The following is a 20,808-nucleotide window of genomic DNA, read 5'->3' on the forward strand; positions in this document are numbered from 1 at the left end:
GTTTTTTATTTTTTTAATATTGATTGTTTTTAGATTTATCAAATACAAAATCTATAACTTCTTGATGACGTTTTTTTGATCGCACAGAACTTCCAGCTGCAGGAGCCCCATAAGGTCTTCGTGTTGCTGCTCTGAAAGATTTTGCTTCATCCAAATGCATCAACATGTGACTGTAGGCTCCCATGTTTCTTGGTTCTTCTTGTGCCCAAACCACATCGTCAGCGTTCTTATATTTTTTTAAAACTGCTTTTATATCGTCTGTTGGCAAAGGAAATAATTGCTCTATTCTTACCAATGCTACATCCTTACGTTCTAATTTTTCTCGTTCTTCCAATAAATCATAATAAAATTTACCTGTCACAAAAACCAAGGATTTAATCCTATCTGCTTTTGCACTAGCATCATCAATTAACATTTGAAAACTACCGTTAGCAAATTCATCAACGGTCGAGACGACAAGTGGATGACGCAACAAACTTTTTGGCGTGAAAACTATTAAAGGTTTTCTAAAGTTAGCTTTAACTTGCTTTCGCAATAAGTGATACATATTGGCTGGTGTTGTGCAATCTGCTACAAACATATTGTCTTTGGCGCACAGCTGTAAATAACGTTCCATACGAGCCGATGAGTGCTCTGCTCCTTGACCTTCATACCCATGTGGCAATAACATGACTAAACCATTTTGTAACTTCCATTTGTCTTCAGCTGCTGAAATGTATTGATCTAGCATGATTTGAGCACCATTACTAAAGTCTCCAAATTGAGCTTCCCAAATAGTTAATGTTTTAGGACTTGCCATAGCATAACCATAATCAAAACCTACCACTCCATATTCTGAAAGCAGTGAATTATAAATGAAAAATCTACCTTGACTATCACTTATTTGATTTAGCAAAACCACCTCTTCTTCACTATCTTCAACTTTAACTACTGCATGGCGATGAGAAAATGTCCCACGTTCAACATCTTGACCCGAAATACGGACATCATAACCTTCTTCTAAAAGGGTTCCATAAGCTAAATGTTCAGCCATAGCCCAATCCAATTTATCCTCATCGAACATGGTTTTTCTAGACTCAACCAGTCTGGAAATTTTACGGATGAATTTTTTATCGCTAGGTAAAGTTGAAATTACATCGGTGATTTTAGACAAGCCTTCCTTTGAATACGTTGTATCAACCGGCTTCATCATTTTGTCTTCCTCAACAGTAGTATAGTTCACCCATTCATTTTCCATAAATGGTGTGATAACTGTTTTGTCTTCTTTACGGGAATCTTCTAATTTCTCTTCTAATGACGCTTTATAATCTTCTTCTAACTTCTTCACAAAAGCATCATCAACAATACCTTCAGCCTTTAGCTTTTCAGCATAAATATCTCTTGGGTTTTTATGTTTCGCTATAGCTTTATAAAGTAAAGGTTGCGTAAAACGAGGTTCATCACCTTCATTATGACCATACTTTCTGTAACCCAATAAATCAATAAACACATCACGTTTAAATGTCATTCTAAAATCTAATGCGAATAACATAGCATGAACTACAGCTTCAGCATCATCAGCATTAACATGTAGAACAGGTGAAAGAGTAACTTTACCAACATCAGTACAATAAGTACTTGATCGAGCATCCAAATAATTAGTTGTAAAACCAATTTGGTTATTAACTACTATATGTATGGTTCCGTTGGTTTTATAGCCTTCCAATTGAGCCATTTGAACCACTTCATAAACTAACCCTTGTCCTGCAATAGCTGCATCACCATGTACCACAATTGGTAATACTTGAGATGGATTTTCAGGGTATTTATCATCTTGTTTTGCTCGAGTGATCCCTTCTACTACAGCTCCAACAGTTTCCAAATGCGAAGGGTTTGGTGCTATATTTAAATTTATTTTTTTTCCTGAATCTGTTGTACGATCACTTGTCCATCCCAAATGATATTTTACATCACCATCAAATACTTCCTGCTCATAATCTTTACCATCAAACTCGCTAAAAATATCTTTAGCTGATTTCCCAAAAATATTAGTAAGTGTACTTAAACGACCTCTATGAGCCATTCCCATGACAAATTCCTTAACATCATATTCTGAAGCTTTTTCAATAAGCGTATCCAATGCTGGAATTAGAGATTCCCCTCCTTCTAATGAAAATCGTTTTTGACCCACATATTTAGTATGCAAAAAAGTTTCAAACGAAACAGCTTCATTTAGTTTTTTAAGGATGTGTCTTTTTTCATCAGCAGAAAATTTTGGCTGATTATCATTTATGTTTAGCTTATTTTGAATCCACTGAATTTCTTCAGGTTTTCTAATATACATGTATTCAATTCCAATGGAGTCACAGTAAATATTTTCAAGGTGATTTACAATTTGCCTTAACGTTTGTGATCCAATTCCTAATATTTCGCCAGCACTAAAAACCGAATCCATATCAGCTTGAGACAGCCCGAAATTCTCAATTTCAAGTGTGGGAGCATATTTTCTTCTAGCTCTAACAGGATTTGTTTTGGTAAATAAATGCCCACGTGTTCTATATCCATCAATAAGTTTCACTACTTGAAACTCCTTTTGAACATGCTCTGGCACTTGGGTTGAAACACCTTCAACAATCTCGCCGTTCATTCCATAATTTTCACTCCCAAAATCGTAACCTTGAAAGAAAGCTCTCCAACTAGGCTCAATGGAATCTGGGTTTTCTAAATATTGTTCGTATAAATCAGCAAAATAGGCTGTATGTGCGGCGTTTAAAAAGGAATATTTATCCATAAATGACTTAAAACTGAATCTTGTCGATAAAATTTATACAAAAGTACAACTTTTAGTAAAATTAGATATGGTTTTATTATTTTTATAACATGATTATTGCTTCAAAAAAAATGAAAATGAAAAAAGATCACACTAGATTGCATAAGGTATTATTATTTCTACTTCTTTTATGCTGTTTTCAAACAACAGTTTTATCTCAAAATCAAAAAAGTGATTTTTGGAATCATGTAGCAATTGGTGGAGGTTTGGGCTTAAGTTTTGGTGACGGTTTTTTTAGTGGTACAATAGCTCCCAGCGCTATTTATAGGTTTAGCCCTCAAGTTGCTGCAGGATTGGGTTTGAATTACACTTATAACGAAAGTAAAAACTTTTACAGATCATCTATTATTGGGGGAAGCATTATTGGGCTTTTCAATCCCATAAGAGAAGTTCAATTGTCAGCAGAATTTGAACAATTAAATGTCAATAGAAATTATGATAAATCCACTCCCTTTATAGACGAAGATTATTGGTATCCTGCTTTATTTCTAGGTGCTGGATATAGTATTTTTAGCGAATCTGTATCAGCAACTATTGGTATTCGATTTGATGTACTATATGACAGGGATCAAAGTATTTATGCAAATTCTTGGGCTCCATTTATACGCTTCTATTTCTAATAATTATTGCGGTACCAAACCTTTTGCCATTCCCTTTGAAGAATTAAAAAAGTGATGTGCTCTGACAATTCAACCATGTCATGACTATCAAGTTGTTTAACTTTTTTTTCTGGAACGTCAATTATGTATAATAAATTTAAATATTCCATAAATTTTTCTTGAATCAATTTATAGATAGTTTCATGCAGAATCAACTTTAAACTGGTTGGCAAAACAGTTTCATCAAACTCCAACTGAATATTGGCCAGACCAAAATCTTTATTTAACTGATTTATAAGTTTACCATAAAGATTTAAGTCGTTTGCTTCCTGAATCAATTCATCATATGAAATGGGTAAATTCACTATACTTTACGATTCATTAATTCGCTCCCGAAATTTTTTAATATCTCTTTTTTATTATCAGAAACCTCTAAATTATCTAAAACATCCATAGCTTTTTTGGTATAATTAACAATGGCTTGTTTAGTGGCTTCATTAGCTCCCGAATCAATAAAAATTTGCTTTATGGAATTTATTTTATCCGTTTGATCTGAAGGACATAAGCTATATAAATGCACCAATTGTAATTTATCGTTTTCATTAGACAGCTCTAAGGCTTTTAGAAACAGATATGTTTTTTTGTTTTCAATAATATCTCCTCCAACTTGTTTCCCAAAAGTTTTTGGATCTCCAAAAGCATCCAAAAAATCATCTTGAAGCTGAAAAGCTATCCCCAAGTTTTTACCAAACTCATAAATACTATTCTGGTCTTCAACACTAGCTTGAGCAACGATTGCTCCCATTTTCATAGCAGCACCAACCAATACGGCCGTTTTATATTCTATCATTTTTAGGTACTCATGAATTTCAACATAATCTTGCGTTTCAAAATCCACATCATATTGTTGTCCTTCACAAACTTCCAAAGCGGTTTTACTAAATAATTGAGCTAATGCGTGGAATGTTTTAGTATCATAATTTTCAAACAACTGATAAGCCATAATAAGCATGGCATCACCTGATAATATTCCCGTATTAATATCCCATTTTTCGTGAACCGTCTCTTGACCTCTTCTTAACGGTGCGTCATCCATAATATCATCATGTATTAATGAGAAATTATGAAATACCTCGATACTTAAAGCAGCATCTAACGCTTTTTTATAATCGCAATCAAAGATTTCTGTTGTTAGAAGTGTTAAGACTGGTCTTAAACGCTTTCCTCCCAATTCTAAAATATAATTGATAGGCTTATATAACCTTTCAGGCTCTCGGTGTTTTATAAACTTCTGAAGATAGTCCACAAAAGCCTCTTGATAAAATGGAATATTCTGCATCATGCAAAAATAATGCAATTGTAGTCATAAACACAACTAGTTTATCCTAATGTTAAGAAATTATTAAAACTTGGGAAACTTTTATTGTTTTTAAAGTTTCCTTGCTTACTTTTGCATCCTGAATTATGAGAGAAAAGATTTTAACACACTCGGCAGAATTGTTTTTGACCTATGGTTTTAAAAGTGTAACCATGGATGATATTGCCAATAATTTGGGGATTTCAAAAAAAACGATTTATCAACATTTTGATAATAAGACCAAGCTGGTAGAAGCTACAACTTTGCACATGTTTGATGTTATATCGCATGGTATTGATTGTATTTGCGAGCTTAAAAAGAACCCTATTGAAGAACTTTACGATATAAAGAACTTTGTGATGGAGCATTTAAAAAATGAGAAATCATCACCTCAATATCAATTACAAAAGTATTACCCTAAAATTTTCTCAACATTAAAGTCTAAACAATTTGAAGTTATGCAAACATGTGTAACTGCAAATCTAGAGCGAGGTGTTAAAGACGGACTTTATAGAAACAATATACACATTGACTTTATAGCTAGATTATATTTTAATGGCATGGTATCGCTTAAGGATCAGGACTTATTCCCCTTAACACATTTTTCAATGAATGTATTGTTGGAAAATTATTTAGAATATCATTTACGTGGTATTTGTACAGATAAGGGTAACCAAATATTAAATAAAATTATCAATCAAACCAAAAATCAATAACTGTACTAAAACAATGAAATATACATTAATCATACTATTCAGTTTCTTTTTATCTAGGTTAAGCTTTGCTCAAGAAAGCAGCTATAGTTTTAGTTTATCTGGAGCCATAGATTTTGCTTTAGAAAACAATAGAAATGCTAAAAACGCTGTTCGTGATATTGAGATAGCCAAAAAAGAAAAATGGGAAACAACAGCTACAGGCTTACCACAAATAAATGGTAATATTGACTACCAAAACTGGATAAAACAACAAGTCTCCTTAATTCCTGGAGAAATTGCAGGTGGTGAGCCTGGCACTTTTGTCCCTGTTGTATTTGGCACACAGCAAAGCATGAATGTTGGCGCCACTTTAAATCAATTGCTTTTTGATGGCTCTTACCTAGTTGGCCTGCAAGCAGCAAAGGTTTATTTACTCATTTCAGAAAATTCAAAAATCAAAACAGACCTTGAAGTGCGTAATGCCGTAATCAATTCATATGGTAACATTTTGTTAGCTGAAGAAAGCTTAAAAATTGTAAACAATAACATTGCTGTTCTAGAAAAAAACCTTGAAGAAACGACTAAAATTTACGAGAACGGTCTTGAGGAAGAAGAAAGCGTAGAGCAACTTCAAATTACCTTATCCAATTTAAAAAACTATTTGAACAACAACATCCGCTTAAAAGATTTGGCTTATAAAATGTTCAACATTACGCTTGGTTTAGATGTTAATACAGATATTGTTTTGACCGATGACCTTGAAACACTCACACTTCAAAATATTTCGTTAGATATTTTAAGTGCTGACTCAAATGTTGAGAACACTATAGATTATAGAATTGCTGCCAATTACATGGAAACGCAAGAACTACTCTTAAAATTAGAAAAAAGCACCTTTTTACCACGACTGAATGCATTTGTATCTGCAGGCTACAATGGCTTTAATGATGAGTTCACTTTTACTAACAATAATCAACAATGGTATGGTCAGGCATTATTTGGTGTTGGTATGTCTATACCAATATTCAGTTCAGGAATGCGTAGTGCCGCAACACAGCGTGCAAAAATAAATGTTGAAAAAGCTAAAGAAGAACTTACTGAAACCGAACAGCAGTTACAATTTCAAATTGCCAATGCCAAAAGCGCCTATCAATTTGCCATTGATGAATACGCTAATAAGAAAGACAACCTAAATCTTGCTGAACGCATAGAATCAAAAAACGAAACTAAATTCTTTGAAGGCATTGCTTCTAGTTTTGATTTAAGACAAGCGCAGACACAATTATATACAGCCCAACAAGAGTATTTACAATCTATGCTTAATGTTATTGCAACAAAAGCAGAACTAGAAACCATTTTAAACACTGTTAATTATTAAGCTATTAATTAGACTATCATGAAAAATATATTATCAATCGCCATTCTAACTCTTATCATAACCTCCTGTGGTAGCGATAAGAAAAATTCACTCGAAAGTGTGATAAGCTCCAACAATCTTGAGCTCATGCGTAAAAAAAGAGCTGAAATAATTGAGCAACAACAAACAATAAACGACCAATTAACAACATTAGATCAGGCGATTTCAAAAGTAGATACCGTTAAAAAAATCCCACTGATAACTACATTTAAAACTAAAAACCAAGCCTTTAATCATTACTTTGAAATACAAGGAAATGTCACAACAAAAGATCTTTTGGTTATCACACCAGAATATAATGGCATCCTAACACGTATTTATGTTAAAGAAGGTGAAAAAGTAAAAAAAGGGCAAACCCTTGCCAAAATTGATGATGGTGGATTAAGCCAACAATTAGCCCAGTTGCAAATTCAAGCTGAATTAGCCAAAACAACCTATGAAAGACAAAAACGCCTTTGGGATCAAAATATAGGAAGTGAAATTCAGTTTTTACAGGCAAAATCCAATTATGAGGCACAAGCAAAAGCCGTTAATCAATTGGAGCAACAAATTGCTAAAACAGTTGTAAGAGCCCCTTTTTCAGGAACAATAGATGATGTTATCACAGAACAAGGTAGTGTCGTAGCTGCAGGACAATCGCAACTTTTTCGTTTGGTAAATCTTGATAACATGTACATTGAAACAGAGGTTCCTGAACGTTATATTGAAGACGTAACTAAAGGAAAACATGTTGTGGTTGAGTTTCCAGTATTAAATAAAACCATTGAAACAGAAATTCGTCAGGCAAGTGATTTCATTAATCCTGCCAATAGAACCTTTAAAGTTGAAGTTGCTATTCCTAATTCAGAAAAAAATATTAAACCAAACTTAACAGCAAGACTCAAAATAAACGATTATACGAGTAAAGACGCTATTTTAATCCCACAAAGTGTGATTTCTGAAAATGCTGAAGGCGAACAATATGTTTATACCGTAGCAGATAAGAACAGTGATAATGAAGGCATAGCAAAAAAAACCATTATTACAACTGGCAAAACGCAAGGCGATGTTATTGAGGTTCTTTCTGGAATAAAAGATAACACCGAAGTTATAAAGGAAGGTGCACGTAGTGTAAAAGACAGTCAAACCGTTAAGGTTATTGATTACAAGAAAGATGCGCAATAAACTAACTTATTAGCCAAAAGATTTAAAACATGACCGAAAGACAGAAAAAAGTCGATAAAGAATTTGGACTATCATCATGGGCCATTAATAATAAAACCACAATTTATGTCCTGATTTTAGTGTTCTTTTATTTAGGGTTATCAGCATTTTTTGAAATGCCAAGAGAAAATTTCCCAGAAGTAAACGAAACTAAAATATATGTTAGTACCATTTATCCTGGCAATACAGCCGAGGATATTGAAAAGCTTATTACAGATCCGTTAGAAGACGAGTTAAAAACCGTTAGTAATGTTGTTGAGATAACCTCTACGTCTCAAGAGGATTATTCTATGGTTGTTATAGAATTTGATGAAGGTATTTCAGTTGAAGATGCCAAGCTAAAAGTGAAAGATGAAGTAGAATCAAAAACCACTGGAGAAGATTGGCCAACTTTTAATGGTGCTAAAGTAGAACCTGATGTTTTTGATTTGAGTATGTCTGAAGAAATGCCCATACTCAATATAAATATTTCTGGAGATTACCCTGTTGAGAAACTCAAAGAATACGGTGAATATCTTCAAGATGAAATTGAAGATTTACTAGAAATTAAAGAAGTAGCCATTCGTGGTGCTCAAGAAAAAGAAGTTGAAGTAGCTGTTGATATTTACAAAATGATGGCTGCCCAAGTTTCTTTTGACGATGTTATAAATGCCATCAAAGGCGGTAATGTAACTATGTCTGCTGGAAATATAAAAGCAAGCGGGCAAAGAAGAACGATAAGAATTCTTGGAGAAATTGAAAACCCTGATGAACTAGAAAATTTTGTTGTAAAATCAGAACGAGACAATCCAATTTACCTTAAAGATATTGCAACGGTTAGTTTTCATGAAGAAGATAAAACCACGTTTGCTAGGGAATATGGTGAGCCTGTTGTTATGCTTGATGTAAAGAAGCGTGCTGGAAAAAACATGGTGGCTGCGGCTGAACAGATTCAAGAGATTGTAAAAATTGCTAAAACAGATGTTTTTCCTCCTGATCTAGAAGTAACAATTGCCAACGACCAATCATCCGTAACAATTGGCCAAGTTGATGACTTGGTTAACAACATTATTTTTGGTGTTATTCTGGTAGTAACGGTTTTAATGTTCTTTTTAGGTTTCAAAAATGCCATTTTCGTAGGATTTGCAATACCTATGTCTATGTTCATGTCACTCATGATTTTAAATATGTTTGGCATTACCCTAAATACGATGGTGTTGTTTGGATTAATTATGGGACTTGGTATGTTAGTTGACAACGGTATTGTTGTTGTAGAAAACGTTTATCGTTTAATGGACGAAGAAGGCATGAGTCGTATTGAAGCTGCTAAAAAAGGTATTGGCGAAATAGCTTTTCCAATTATCATTTCAACAGCAACAACAGTTGCAGCCTTTATCCCTCTTGGGTTATGGCCAGGAATTATGGGTGAATTTATGATGATTTTACCTCAAACATTATCTATTGTTTTAGGTTCTTCTCTTTTTGTTGCCATATTTTTTAATTCAGTGTTGGTGTCTCAATTCATGAAAATCGAAGATAAAAACATGCCTTTAAAACGAATTGTCACTCTCACTTCAGTTATGGCTTTACTAGGCTTACTGGTTTATTTCGTGGCAGGCGAATATAGAGCATTAGGAACACTTATGGTCTTTACGGCCATAATGTTATGGGTTTATCGCTTATTCTTACGAAAGTGGGCTAATAATTTTCAAACTAAAACATTAGTCAAGCTAGAGCGTTTTTACGAAAGAACGTTGCGCTGGGCACTATCAGGTTGGAAACCCTATGCGTTGAGTTTTGGTACGTTCTTATTATTAATAGTAGCTTTTATGGCTTTTGGCGCTTCCCTTTCTACACAACGTACCAAAGTAGAGTTTTTTCCAGATAATATCCCTAATCAAATCATAGTTTACATCGAATATCCTGAAGGAACTGCTATTGAAAAAACCAATGCCATCACAAAAGAAATTGAAAAACGTGTATATAACGTATTGGATGACTCACAGTATAAAGATGGTAATTACAATTTTATGGTTGAAAGCGCTGTTTCGCAAGTTGGTGAAGGTGCCGGAAATCCTCAAACAGATGGTGGTTCGGCAGCTGAAATGCCTCATAAAGCTAAAATAACAGCTTCCATGCGAGAGTTTAAATACCGCCAAGGTGAAGACAGTGAGGTTTTACGTCAAAAAGTTCAAAAAGCTTTAGTTGGCATTTATCCTGGCGTTTTGATTTCTGTTGAAAAAGATGCAGCTGGACCACCTGCTGGATCGCCTATTAATATTGAAATAGAAGGTAAAGATTACGATGAATTAATCAATACTGCTGAACAAATGCGCGAGTTTATTAATAGTAAAAATGTTGCAGGTGTTGATGAACTTAAAATAGATGTGAATAAAGACAAACCCGTTATGCGTGTTGTTGTTGACCGTGAAAAAGCGGGTGAATTAGGTATTAGTGCATCGCAGGTTGGACAACAACTTCGAAATTCTATTTTTGGTTCAAAAGCTGGTATTTACAAAGAAGATGGTGATGATTATGATATCTATGTGAGGTTTAATGAAGAAAATCGCTATAATAAAAGTGCCCTTTTTAATCAAAAAATAACCTTTAGAGATATGGCTTCAGGGCAAATCAAGGAAATTCCTGTTTCAGCTGTAGCTACCTACGAGAACACATCTGGTTTTAGTGCCATAAAACATAAAGACACTAAACGTGTCGTAACCGTTTATTCAGCTTTAGCTCCTGGTTATACAGATGCTGGTGCAGTAGTAAATCAAATACGAAACGAAATGAAAAGTTTTGAGGGTTTACCACAAAACATTAAAATAGATTATACTGGTCAAATTGAAGAACAAAATAAGCAAATGGCTTTTTTAATGGGAGCTTTCTTTACAGGTTTAGGCCTTATATTCTTTATTTTAATCTTCCAGTTTAACTCCATATCAAAACCTGCCATAATCATGTTAGCTATATTTTTGAGTTTAATAGGTGTTTTTGGCGGCATTGTCATAACAGGAAGTGCCTTCGTAATAATGATGACCATGGTTGGCATCATTTCTCTGGCTGGTGTTGTGGTTAACAATGGAGTTGTTTTATTGGATTATGCTCAATTATTGATTGATCGTAAAAAAGTAAAACTTAATTTAAGTGACAATGATTACTTGGAGACAGAAGATTTATTTGAATCTATCGTAAAAGCTGGAAAAGCACGTTTACGTCCTGTTTTACTTACAGCCATTACAACAATTTTAGGTTTAATACCATTGGCTGTTGGCTTTAACATTAACTTCTTTACGCTTTTCAAAGACTTTGACCCTAATATTTATATTGGTGGTGATAACGTGGTTTTTTGGGGTCCTTTAGCTTGGACCGTAATCTATGGACTATTTGTAGCGACATTTTTAACCCTTATCATAGTGCCAGTTTTATTTTTCTTAATAATGAAGCTTAAAATGTGGATTAGAAAAAAACGTATGGGATCTATACAACCTGAAAGCGAATCCTTATCCCTTGAATAAAGATTGATTAATAGCTAAATGAGCCCTAACAAATGTTAGGGCTTTTTTAATTTGATAATCATTTAACTTCATTAAATTTGCAACTCTAAATTTAGATTATGTATAGAAGTCATAATTGTGGTGAATTAAGAGCATCACATATCAACGAAGAAGTAACGTTAGCAGGTTGGGTACAAAAATCTCGTGACAAAGGATTTATTGTTTGGGTCGATTTACGTGATAGGTATGGTATTACTCAATTGGTTTTTGATGAAGAGCGTACGTCTAAAGATATGATGAAAAAAGCTCAAAATCTAGGTCGGGAATTTGTTATTCAAGTAAAAGGAACAGTCATTGAACGTGCCTCGAAAAACCCGAACATCCCAACGGGTGACATAGAATTATTGGTTTCAGAATTAAACATTTTAAACGAAGCTAAATTGCCACCGTTCACTATTGAAGACAAAACCGATGGCGGTGAAGACATCCGAATGAAATACCGCTATTTAGATATTCGACGTAATCCTGTTAAAAACAGTTTGATATTTAGACATAAAGTTACACAGGAAGTTAGAAATTATTTATCAAAACAAGGCTTTATTGAAGTTGAAACACCTTATTTAATAAAATCTACGCCTGAAGGTGCTCGCGATTTTGTAGTTCCAAGTAGAATGAATGAAGGTCAGTTTTATGCGCTACCACAATCACCTCAAACGTTTAAACAATTGCTAATGGTTGGTGGCATGGATAAGTATTTTCAAATTGTAAAGTGCTTTAGAGATGAAGATTTACGTGCAGATAGACAGCCTGAGTTTACACAGATAGATTGTGAAATGGCATTCATAGAGCAAGAGGATATTTTAAATGCTTTTGAAGGTTTAACAAGACATCTTCTTAAAGAAATAAATGGTGTTGATATTGAAAAGTTCCCTCGAATGCTCTATGACGATGCGATGCGATTGTATGGTAATGATAAACCAGATATCCGCTTTGGAATGGAATTTGGCGAGTTAAATCAAGTTGCACAACATAAAGATTTTAATGTATTCAATTCAGCTGAATTGGTTGTTGGAATTGCTGTTCCTGGTGGAAATTCTTATACTAGAAAAGAAATTGATAAGCTTATTGATTGGGTAAAACGTCCTCAAGTTGGTGCATTAGGCATGGTTTATTGCAGGTATAATGAGGATGGTTCATTCAAATCATCAGTTGATAAATTTTATGACCAAGATGATTTAGCTAAATGGGCAGAAGCTACTAAAGCGAAACCAGGCGATCTAATTTGTGTATTATCAGGTGAGACAAACAAAGTAAGAGCTCAATTAAGTGCTTTACGTATGGAATTAGCTGAACGTCTAGGCTTAAGAAAGCCTAACGAATTTGCACCACTTTGGGTTATGGATTTTCCATTATTAGAATGGGATGAAGAAACCGAGCGTTATCATGCCATGCATCACCCGTTCACTTCACCTAAACCCGGACAGATAGAACTATTAAAAACCAATCCAGGCGAAGTAAAAGCTAATGCATACGATTTAGTTTTAAATGGCAATGAAATTGGTGGTGGTTCTATAAGAATTCATGACAAAGAAACACAAGCTTTAATGTTTGATTATTTAGGATTTACCGAAGAAGAAGCTAAAGCACAATTTGGTTTTTTAATGGATGCTTTTCAATATGGAGCACCTCCTCATGGTGGTCTAGCATTTGGACTAGACCGACTAGTTGCCATTTTAGGTGGTCAAGAAACGATTCGAGATTTTATTGCATTTCCTAAAAATAATGCTGGGCGTGATGTCATGATTGATGCGCCTGCGCCTATTGACGAGGAGCAACTTCAAGAATTGAGTTTAAAATTGAATTTGAAATCATAAAAATTAAATCCTGCTAAATGCAGGATTTTTTAGTAGTTTTAATTTGTTCAATTAAAGTAAATGACCATTAGGCAATTTATAAAACGAGTTCATATCTGGAGGTATAAATATATATCTCAAAAGAATTTTGTTATTTTATTAAGTATGCTAATTGGTTTATTAGCAGGCCTCGTATCAGTAACTATAAAAAATATAACTTTTGGGATTGAATGGTTGCTGGAGAAAGTTGTTATTTGGTCTCAAAATAGCATCTATTTTATCCTACCAGTAATTGGTATCTGGCTGGTGTATTTGTTCATGAAATATATTGCTAAAAAACCTGTTGAGCATGCCATTCCCAGTATTCTGTTTTCACTTTCTAAAAAGAATGGGCTTATTAAACCTAGTAAAATTTATTTACCATTAATTACTGCACCGCTAACAGTTGGTTTTGGTGGTTCGGTGGGTTTGTTAGGACCAGCCATTGCATCTGCTTCTGCCATAAGCTCCAATATTGGTCAATTATTCCATATTGATCGAAAAACGCGTACGCTTCTTATTGGTTGTGCTGCTGCAGGAGCTATTGCCTCTATATTTAAGTCGCCAATTGCAGCTATTATTTTTGCCATTGAAGTTTTTAGCCTAGATCTTACATTTGCTTCGTTATTACCATTATTAATCGCTTCTGTTTCATCAGTATTAACTTCTTACTTTTTTCTAGGGGATGGTGTTTTATTTAATTATAACGTATCTGATAAATTCGCGTTAAAAGACACACTTTTTTATATTGTATTAGGGATAGGAACTGGAATTGCATCTATCTATTTTTCCAAAATTTACTTTGCTACTTATTCCTTTTTTAACCGCTTTAAAACTAATGGTCAAAAACTTATAGTTGGTGGTCTTGCCATAGGAGCCATGTTGTACTTTATTCCTCCATTATACGGTGAAGGTTTTGGTTTTATTAATGATCTATTAGATGGAAATCATCTTCATGCTTTAGGAAAAACCCCTTTTGATAAGTATCTCGATAATATTTGGGTGGTAATTGCCTTACTTATAGGCATTACCATATTCAAGGCTGTTGCCATGACAACCACTTTTGCGGCTGGTGGTTCAGGAGGTATTATTATACCAACAATGGTTATGGGAAGTGCGCTTGGTAATGTTGTTGCAAAAATCATCAATAATATAGGTCTGAACTTTCATGTATCGGAAAGTAATTTCACACTCATTGGTATGGCTGGACTTATATCCGGTGTTTTACATGCACCTTTAACAGCTATATTTTTAATTGCAGAAATTACAGGTGGTTATGAGTTATTCGTACCATTAATGATAACGGTTTCTATGTCATTCATCATTACTCGAAATACCATTGAACATACGATTTACACAAAAGAATTAGCCGAGAAAGGTGCATTACTGACGCATGATAAAGATCAAAGTGTATTAACTATAATGACTTTAGATAGTGTTATTGAACAAAATTTTATTGAATTACATCCTGACATGTCATTAGGTGACATGCTGCATAGAGGTGTTTCAAAATCAAACAGAAACTTATTTCCAGTAGTTGATGAGGAAAAACGGTTAGTTGGTATATTGCTTTTAGACGATATAAGAAATATTATGTTTGACCAATCACTATATAGTTCAACTTCAGTTGAAACTTTCATGCAAATACCACCTGGTTTTATTGATTATGACAAAGACAACATGAAAAAGGTCATGCAAAAATTTCAAGATTTGGGTGTATGGAATTTGCCAGTCATTAAAAATGGTAAGTATTTAGGGTTTGTTTCCAAATCAAAATTACTTACGGCCTACAGGCGTGAACTCATTAATTATACAACCTGATTATGAAGTATTTGATTTTTTTGTTATTTATTTTATCTGTTGGAGCGATTACTACAGGGCTTATTGCAGATTTAGAATATTCTGAAAAGTTAGTAGGATATGGTGTTGCTGGATTATTTTTTATAGTATTCCCATTATTTTCTTGGCATCGATGGAAAAACAAAGATGTTAAAGATTACTTACTGACTAAAGAAAATTTGGATAAAATGCGAGAAAGAGAAAAAAGAAATAATTAGTTCAGATTACGTTTCTCAATAAAAAAACGTTTCAACAGTATAGATGCTTCATCTGCCATAACCCCTCCTTCTATTTTTGTTTTAGGGTGTAGCTTGGTTTGCAATTTGATACATCCACGTTCTTCATCTCGAGCACCAAAAACAATCCTAGAAATTTGACTCCAATACAATGCACCAGCACACATTTGGCATGGCTCTAAAGTAACATAAAGTGTACAATCATGTAAATACTTTCCGCCTAAAAAATTGGCTGCAGCTGTGATGGCTTGCATCTCGGCATGAGCTGTGACATCATTTAATAATTCAGTTAAATTATGTCCTCTAGCAATAATTCTATCCTTAATAACAACAACTGCTCCAACTGGAATTTCACCTTTTTCAAAGGCTATTTGGGCTTCCTGTAATGCCTTCTTCATAAAATAATTGTCGTCAAATAAAACTTCCATAGTATTACAAAAATAAAAAAAGGCAACCATCATTGACGGTTGCCTTAAAATATTTTATTTTTTAAAGATTAATTTTTAATAATCTTACTGTTGGAGTTAATGAACTCGCCTTTAATATTTAGAACGTAAATTCCTGATTGGAATAAGTTCATGTTTATTTCAACTTCTCCAAACAAATCAACTTGTTTAGAGTAAACCTGTCTTCCATTGATATCGGTTAATGTCAAGACAACTTTACCAAAGTTTTTATTTGTTTTAATGAATACATTGTTATTTGTTGGATTAGGATAAATCAAGTAATCATTTTCATTAAATTCATCTACACTTAAGCTAGTACAGTTAGCTAAAGTTGGGAATGTATCTGGTGGAAGTGTAAAATCTTCAACTTGATCAGTTCGGCTAAAAGCAGCTCCTTGAGAAGCATTAAGACCTAACCCTCTTGCAGCAAAAACCTCCCAAATCATACATTGGTCTTCGCCTCCAGTAAGTGCCATGTCAGCAGCTAGAATAGCGTCTCTACCATCAACAAAACCTGGACTGCATGGTTGTAACTTCAAACCATCCATCACTACTTGCATAACTCTATTATTTCCGCCTGTGCCATTATAATAGTCTTCATCAAAACCATATTTTTGAACATAAGCGTAGGCTAAATCATATAATACTGTAGCCCAAATAAATCCGATACCGTGTGGTTGCGATACAGCAGCAGTATTGTTAGTATCAGCGTATGTAAATCCATTAACAGCAAAATTGGTACTGTATTTGGCATTTCTAATTCCAATTCCGTCTATAGATTGACCAGCTGAATATGTTACAATCCCTCGTCCTGTATCAAAATCTTCATCAGCTGTCATTGTTAACATTAGTGAGAACCAATCTGACCATCCTTCTCCCATTTGAGTAGGATTTGTAAGACAATTAGCAGCAGCGGCTCCACCAGTTAACCTATTAGAAATTCCATGCCCATACTCATGACCAACAATTCCGTTATCTAAACTACCATCTCTTTCATATGGACCTGCATCTTGCAACGAAGCATTAATAGTTTCACCGTTTTCCAAAGCGGCAATAATGGCTTCTCCATCAGCTTGATTGACACTAATGGCTGGAATTGATACATTTGCACCTACGGCTCCTCCTCCCATGGAAATAAATTCAGGATCGGCTACATTATTAACAATTATTACAGCAACAGCTCCAGCATTTTCAGCAGCTAATGTTTTAAAACCAAACTCACAAACACCTCTACGAATCACAGCTATTTTTCCAATTAATGAAGCTACATTAGTAATCGTGTTACAAGCATCATTAGGATCAGCAGATTGCATTCCTCCTATATTATTGTCTATTACTAAAGCTAAATCTGCCGTTATAGGCGTAGAAGTCAGCGTTCCTCCATATTGAGCAGGAAGACCAGGGTAATCTCCAGCCAAAGAGCCTGTATTTATTGAAAGTGGATCACCTGGAGGGCCTGATGCCGACCATAAAAACATGGTCATTCCTGGGTTTGAGCCATCAGCTGGTGTACCAAATGTCGCATTGTTTAATCCAGCACCATCTTGTCCATCAGCAAAGACAAAATCATTACCTAAACCTTGTCCTGAATAGTTGGTTTGTTGGAAATTTCCACTAGCTTCATCAAATCCATATTGATACCATACATCATGCATGATATTATTCATATAGAACAAGTTTGTGATTGAAACATCTTCATAAAGTGCAGGCGCTTGATCTATATTAAGTGGGAAATCAAAATTTAAAGAAGCTGTTCCGTCAGGTGAATAACCAACATTATTGTTGGCATCTCTATCTTCCATTGCCCATACATTATTACCTCTGGTAATCGTATGTTCCGCACCAACATTACCATCTGTATCATGCCATCCAAAAGGAGAAGCATTGGCATCAGCTGGTTCACTTAATAATGTTCTTCCTCCATGAATAGGGCTTTCGGTTGGAATGGCATAAACATTATATTGAGACCCATCCACAAGAAGTGAATTACTCTTGAACAAACTAAAATCTTTTGAACTATTTTGTTTGGAGTGCCCATGATTAATGTGGTTAGAATCACCAAAATTACATGTCAATATCCAATCAGTTTGATTTATGATTTCTCCATTTAATGCATTTACTCTGATGCTCCACCAATTCTTACCGTCATTTGTATGAATGCTTAAATCCCAGGATAAAACCAAATCACCTTCGAGTGTTTTAAAATAAACCAATTCAACTGGTATTTCTGTTTTAGAGACATTACCGTCAGTAAACAAATATTTATTTTGGTCTGCTTCTAACACCTCTAATCCTTCAATACTTCCTAAACTTAAAGAGGCAACAACACTCTCAATTGCTGCTTGAGCATTGATTAATGGACTGACAGTATTCACTCTACTGGCAATATCACTGATAAAATTATTGGCATAATAAAAAACAGAATTGTCTTTTATTGCGACACTAGAAATGGCGTTAAAAATATTAATGCCTTGGTAACGTTGATTAACATAAACATGTGTAATCTTCGTTTTTTTTGAATAAAATTCTTTACTAATTGATAAATCAGCAATGTCACTGCTTAATAAATTGTAATTTTCTTTTTCTTGGTCAAGGTACATTTGTATCTTAGAGCCATATTCTGATTCTGTTAGGCCATTTTGCGAAAACCCCTTATGGGCAAACAAAACTATTCCTAAAAAAAACAAAAACTTAAAGTAATTGTACTTCATTTTTTCAATTTTTTGTTATTCATATTTGATAATTTCACAAATATAAGGAAGAGTTCGTGATTTTATTGCATTAACTTAAAATAATTAAATTCATAATTGTTTTATACGCTATTTTAATAATTTTACACGTTATTACTCACCAATGATGAACAGCTTTTTAAATACCATTAATTCTCCTGATGATTTAAAAAAATTAACTCACGAGCAACTAAAAGCGCTTGCCAAGGAGTTACGTAAATTCATCATTGACATTGTAGCTGTAAAGGAAGGGCATTTAGGAGCAAGTTTAGGTGTGGTAGAATTAACTTTGGCAATTCATTACGTTTACAACACTCCTGATGATCTACTGATATGGGATGTTGGCCACCAAGCTTATGTGCATAAAATATTAACAGGTAGAAAAGAAAAGTTCCATACAAATAGGCAAATTCATGGTATAAGTGGTTTCCCTAAAAGAAGTGAAAGCGAATTTGATACCTTTGGAACAGGACACTCTTCAACCTCAATTTCAGCTATTTTGGGAATGGCGATTGCCTCTAAAATAAAAGGAGATTCAAGCAGGCATCATATTGCGGTTATTGGTGATGCTTCAATAGCCAGTGGAATGGCCTTTGAAGGGCTTAATCACGCTGGTGCAACTAACACCAATATTCTTGTTATTCTTAATGATAATGCAATAGGAATAGATCCAAGCGTTGGTGCTTTGAAAGAGTATTTAACCAATGTAAAAACAGGAAACCAAAAACAAGATAACATTTTTGAAGCTTTAAATTTTAATTACTCGGGACCAGTAGATGGTCATAATATCTCCAAACTTATTTCTGAATTAGAACGCCTAAAATCTATTAAAGGTCCAAAGTTTTTACATGTCACAACCACCAAGGGTAAAGGACTAAAACAAGCCGAAGAAAATCAAGTTACATATCACGCTCCAGGTAAATTCAACGCCATTACTGGCGATATTGTGCCAAAATCGGAAGTGATACAACCTCCAAAATTTCAAGATGTTTTTGGTATTACTTTAGTGGAACTTGCTAAATCAAACGAATCTATTATTGGAATTACGCCAGCTATGCCAACTGGTAGTTCTATGAAGCTCATGATTGATGAGTTTCCCAACAGGGCTTTTGATGTAGGTATAGCCGAACAGCATGCCGTTACACTTGCGGCAGGCATGGCCACACAAGGAATGATTCCTTTTTGTAATATTTACTCCACTTTTTTACAACGTGCATATGATCAAATCATTCATGATGTAGCACTACAAAACCTACCTGTAATATTCTTTTTAGATAGATCAGGATTGGTTGGAGAAGACGGTGCCACACATCATGGCGCTTTTGATATGGCATATTTGAGATGCATCCCTAACATAACCCTGTTTGCTCCTAGAAATGAAATTGAGCTCCGAAATATTATGTTTACTGCGCAACTTGGTCATTTTAAAGGTCCACTTGCTATAAGATATCCTAGAGGAAGAGGCGTCACATTAAATTGGAACTTACCGTTAAAAAAAATAAAAATAGGTAAAGGTGTTCAGTTAAAAAAAGGTAAAACAATTGCTGTTTTAAGTATTGGAACAATTTCTAACAATGTGGAGAAAGCTATAAGAAATATGGATATATCACATTATGACATGAGATTTGTAAAGCCTTTAGACACCAATTTACTTCATGATATTTTTGAAACTTATAAAACTTTAGTAACTGTTGAAGATGGTTGCGTTATTGGTGGGTTTGGTTCTGCTATTTCAGAATTTGCGACTAAAAATAATTACAAGAACATTATTAAGGTTTTAGGAATTCCTGATTATTTTATAGAACATGCTAGTGTGCAAGAACTTCAAGACGAAATTGGCTTAAGCCCTTCAAAAATAAGAACTTATTTAGAGAGTTTAACATAATAAATCTAATCCTCAACATAGTATTGCGCCTCAAATTCTGGAGCGTTATCATTAGATATTTCATTTAATGCCAATAAGCAAGCAAATGTTACAAAGAAAATAACAATGGCTCCAAGAATATTTTTTTTCATGACAGTATCTTTAAGATTCGAGAAGCTAAACTTATAATAAACATCGTTAAAATTCAAATTTATTCGATGTGTTGCGTTTTTAGGAAAGATTATT

General features: G+C 34.1%; 15 protein-coding genes. 9 read left to right on the forward strand and 6 right to left on the reverse strand.

All coding sequences use genetic code 11. The features are described from left to right. Positions 1-13 precede the first annotated feature (13 nt). Complete coding sequence (locus HGK31_RS01635) at positions 14-2,770, reverse strand: 2-oxoglutarate dehydrogenase E1 component (RefSeq protein WP_191858211.1); 2,757 nt, start codon at positions 2,768-2,770, stop codon at positions 14-16. 116 nt (positions 2,771-2,886) lie between these two features. On the opposite strand from HGK31_RS01635, the gene HGK31_RS01640 reads away from it, so the two are divergent. Beyond that, entirely contained in the window at positions 2,887-3,429 is a 543-nt protein-coding gene (locus tag HGK31_RS01640) for an alpha-ketoglutarate decarboxylase (protein WP_191858212.1), read from the forward strand. Here the strand turns inward: HGK31_RS01640 and HGK31_RS01645 are convergent. Both HGK31_RS01645 and HGK31_RS01650 read right to left on the reverse strand, forming a co-directional pair. Continuing rightward, positions 3,426-3,776, reverse strand: coding sequence for a hypothetical protein (locus tag HGK31_RS01645; protein ID WP_394368038.1), 351 nt, complete (start codon positions 3,774-3,776; stop codon positions 3,426-3,428). The genes HGK31_RS01640 and HGK31_RS01645 overlap by 4 nt on opposite strands. Next, positions 3,773-4,747 carry a polyprenyl synthetase family protein gene (locus HGK31_RS01650; RefSeq protein ID WP_191858885.1) on the reverse strand — a complete coding sequence of 325 codons (975 nt, stop codon included), beginning with the start codon at positions 4,745-4,747 and terminating at the stop codon, positions 3,773-3,775. The genes HGK31_RS01645 and HGK31_RS01650 overlap by 4 nt, the downstream gene beginning before the upstream one ends. Before the next feature lie 125 nt (positions 4,748-4,872). Here HGK31_RS01650 and HGK31_RS01655 point away from each other — a divergent pair, with 125 nt between their 5' ends. The 7 genes from HGK31_RS01655 (at position 4,873) to HGK31_RS01685 (ending at position 15,505) form a co-directional block, all read left to right on the forward strand. Beyond that, positions 4,873-5,481: a TetR/AcrR family transcriptional regulator gene (locus tag HGK31_RS01655; protein WP_191858214.1), complete on the forward strand. Its 609-nt coding sequence runs from the start codon at positions 4,873-4,875 to the stop codon at positions 5,479-5,481. A gap of 13 nt (positions 5,482-5,494) precedes the next feature. After that, positions 5,495-6,838 (forward strand): TolC family protein, encoded by a 1,344-nt coding sequence (locus tag HGK31_RS01660; protein ID WP_191858215.1) that lies wholly within the window; start codon positions 5,495-5,497, stop codon positions 6,836-6,838. 18 nt (positions 6,839-6,856) lie between these two features. Continuing rightward, the gene (locus HGK31_RS01665; protein ID WP_191858216.1) at positions 6,857-8,041 is read left to right on the forward strand and encodes an efflux RND transporter periplasmic adaptor subunit; all 1,185 of its coding nucleotides are present in this window, start codon (positions 6,857-6,859) and stop codon (positions 8,039-8,041) included. A 29-nt stretch (positions 8,042-8,070) separates the two neighbouring features. Then, complete coding sequence (locus HGK31_RS01670) at positions 8,071-11,577, forward strand: efflux RND transporter permease subunit (RefSeq protein ID WP_191858217.1); 3,507 nt, start codon at positions 8,071-8,073, stop codon at positions 11,575-11,577. 98 nt (positions 11,578-11,675) lie between these two features. Continuing rightward, positions 11,676-13,430: an aspartate--tRNA ligase gene (gene aspS, locus HGK31_RS01675; RefSeq protein ID WP_104734841.1), complete on the forward strand. Its 1,755-nt coding sequence runs from the start codon at positions 11,676-11,678 to the stop codon at positions 13,428-13,430. Positions 13,431-13,490: 60 nt separating this feature from the next. Next, a complete protein-coding gene (locus tag HGK31_RS01680) occupies positions 13,491-15,269 on the forward strand; it encodes a chloride channel protein (protein ID WP_104734842.1) in 1,779 nt (592 codons plus the stop codon). 2 nt (positions 15,270-15,271) lie between these two features. Next, a complete protein-coding gene (locus HGK31_RS01685; RefSeq protein WP_104734843.1) occupies positions 15,272-15,505 on the forward strand; it encodes a hypothetical protein in 234 nt (77 codons plus the stop codon). Here HGK31_RS01685 and HGK31_RS01690 read toward each other — a convergent pair. Next, on the reverse strand, positions 15,502-15,951 hold the full coding sequence (locus HGK31_RS01690) for a nucleoside deaminase (RefSeq protein ID WP_191858218.1): 450 nt from the start codon (positions 15,949-15,951) through the stop codon (positions 15,502-15,504). The genes HGK31_RS01685 and HGK31_RS01690 overlap by 4 nt on opposite strands. Positions 15,952-16,019: 68 nt before the next feature. Beyond that, on the reverse strand, positions 16,020-18,680 hold the full coding sequence (locus HGK31_RS01695; RefSeq protein WP_191858219.1) for a T9SS-dependent M36 family metallopeptidase: 2,661 nt from the start codon (positions 18,678-18,680) through the stop codon (positions 16,020-16,022). A gap of 142 nt (positions 18,681-18,822) precedes the next feature. Here HGK31_RS01695 and HGK31_RS01700 point away from each other — a divergent pair, with 142 nt between their 5' ends. After that, complete coding sequence (locus tag HGK31_RS01700) at positions 18,823-20,583, forward strand: 1-deoxy-D-xylulose-5-phosphate synthase (RefSeq protein WP_191858220.1); 1,761 nt, start codon at positions 18,823-18,825, stop codon at positions 20,581-20,583. A 5-nt stretch (positions 20,584-20,588) separates the two neighbouring features. Here HGK31_RS01700 and HGK31_RS14705 read toward each other — a convergent pair whose 3' ends face one another. Further along, on the reverse strand, positions 20,589-20,714 hold the full coding sequence (locus HGK31_RS14705; protein WP_262496518.1) for a hypothetical protein: 126 nt from the start codon (positions 20,712-20,714) through the stop codon (positions 20,589-20,591). Positions 20,715-20,808 lie beyond the last annotated feature (94 nt).

Source organism: Hanstruepera ponticola (assembly GCF_012931685.1).
In the GTDB taxonomy this organism is placed as follows: domain Bacteria; phylum Bacteroidota; class Bacteroidia; order Flavobacteriales; family Flavobacteriaceae; genus Hanstruepera; species Hanstruepera ponticola.

What these genes read in the sequence shown, in the direction of transcription:
- HGK31_RS01635 (WP_191858211.1), bottom strand. Translation starts at nt 2,770, where the DNA reads ATGGATAAATATTCCTTTTTAAACGCCGCACATACAGCCTATTTTGCT.
- HGK31_RS01640 (WP_191858212.1), top strand. Translation starts at nt 2,887, where the DNA reads ATGAAAAAAGATCACACTAGATTGCATAAGGTATTATTATTTCTACTT.
- HGK31_RS01650 (WP_191858885.1), bottom strand. Translation starts at nt 4,747, where the DNA reads ATGCAGAATATTCCATTTTATCAAGAGGCTTTTGTGGACTATCTTCAG.
- HGK31_RS01655 (WP_191858214.1), top strand. Translation starts at nt 4,873, where the DNA reads ATGAGAGAAAAGATTTTAACACACTCGGCAGAATTGTTTTTGACCTAT.
- HGK31_RS01660 (WP_191858215.1), top strand. Translation starts at nt 5,495, where the DNA reads ATGAAATATACATTAATCATACTATTCAGTTTCTTTTTATCTAGGTTA.
- HGK31_RS01665 (WP_191858216.1), top strand. Translation starts at nt 6,857, where the DNA reads ATGAAAAATATATTATCAATCGCCATTCTAACTCTTATCATAACCTCC.
- HGK31_RS01670 (WP_191858217.1), top strand. Translation starts at nt 8,071, where the DNA reads ATGACCGAAAGACAGAAAAAAGTCGATAAAGAATTTGGACTATCATCA.
- aspS (WP_104734841.1), top strand. Translation starts at nt 11,676, where the DNA reads ATGTATAGAAGTCATAATTGTGGTGAATTAAGAGCATCACATATCAAC.
- HGK31_RS01680 (WP_104734842.1), top strand. Translation starts at nt 13,491, where the DNA reads ATGACCATTAGGCAATTTATAAAACGAGTTCATATCTGGAGGTATAAA.
- HGK31_RS01685 (WP_104734843.1), top strand. Translation starts at nt 15,272, where the DNA reads ATGAAGTATTTGATTTTTTTGTTATTTATTTTATCTGTTGGAGCGATT.
- HGK31_RS01690 (WP_191858218.1), bottom strand. Translation starts at nt 15,951, where the DNA reads ATGGAAGTTTTATTTGACGACAATTATTTTATGAAGAAGGCATTACAG.
- HGK31_RS01695 (WP_191858219.1), bottom strand. Translation starts at nt 18,680, where the DNA reads ATGAAGTACAATTACTTTAAGTTTTTGTTTTTTTTAGGAATAGTTTTG.
- HGK31_RS01700 (WP_191858220.1), top strand. Translation starts at nt 18,823, where the DNA reads ATGATGAACAGCTTTTTAAATACCATTAATTCTCCTGATGATTTAAAA.
- HGK31_RS14705 (WP_262496518.1), bottom strand. Translation starts at nt 20,714, where the DNA reads ATGAAAAAAAATATTCTTGGAGCCATTGTTATTTTCTTTGTAACATTT.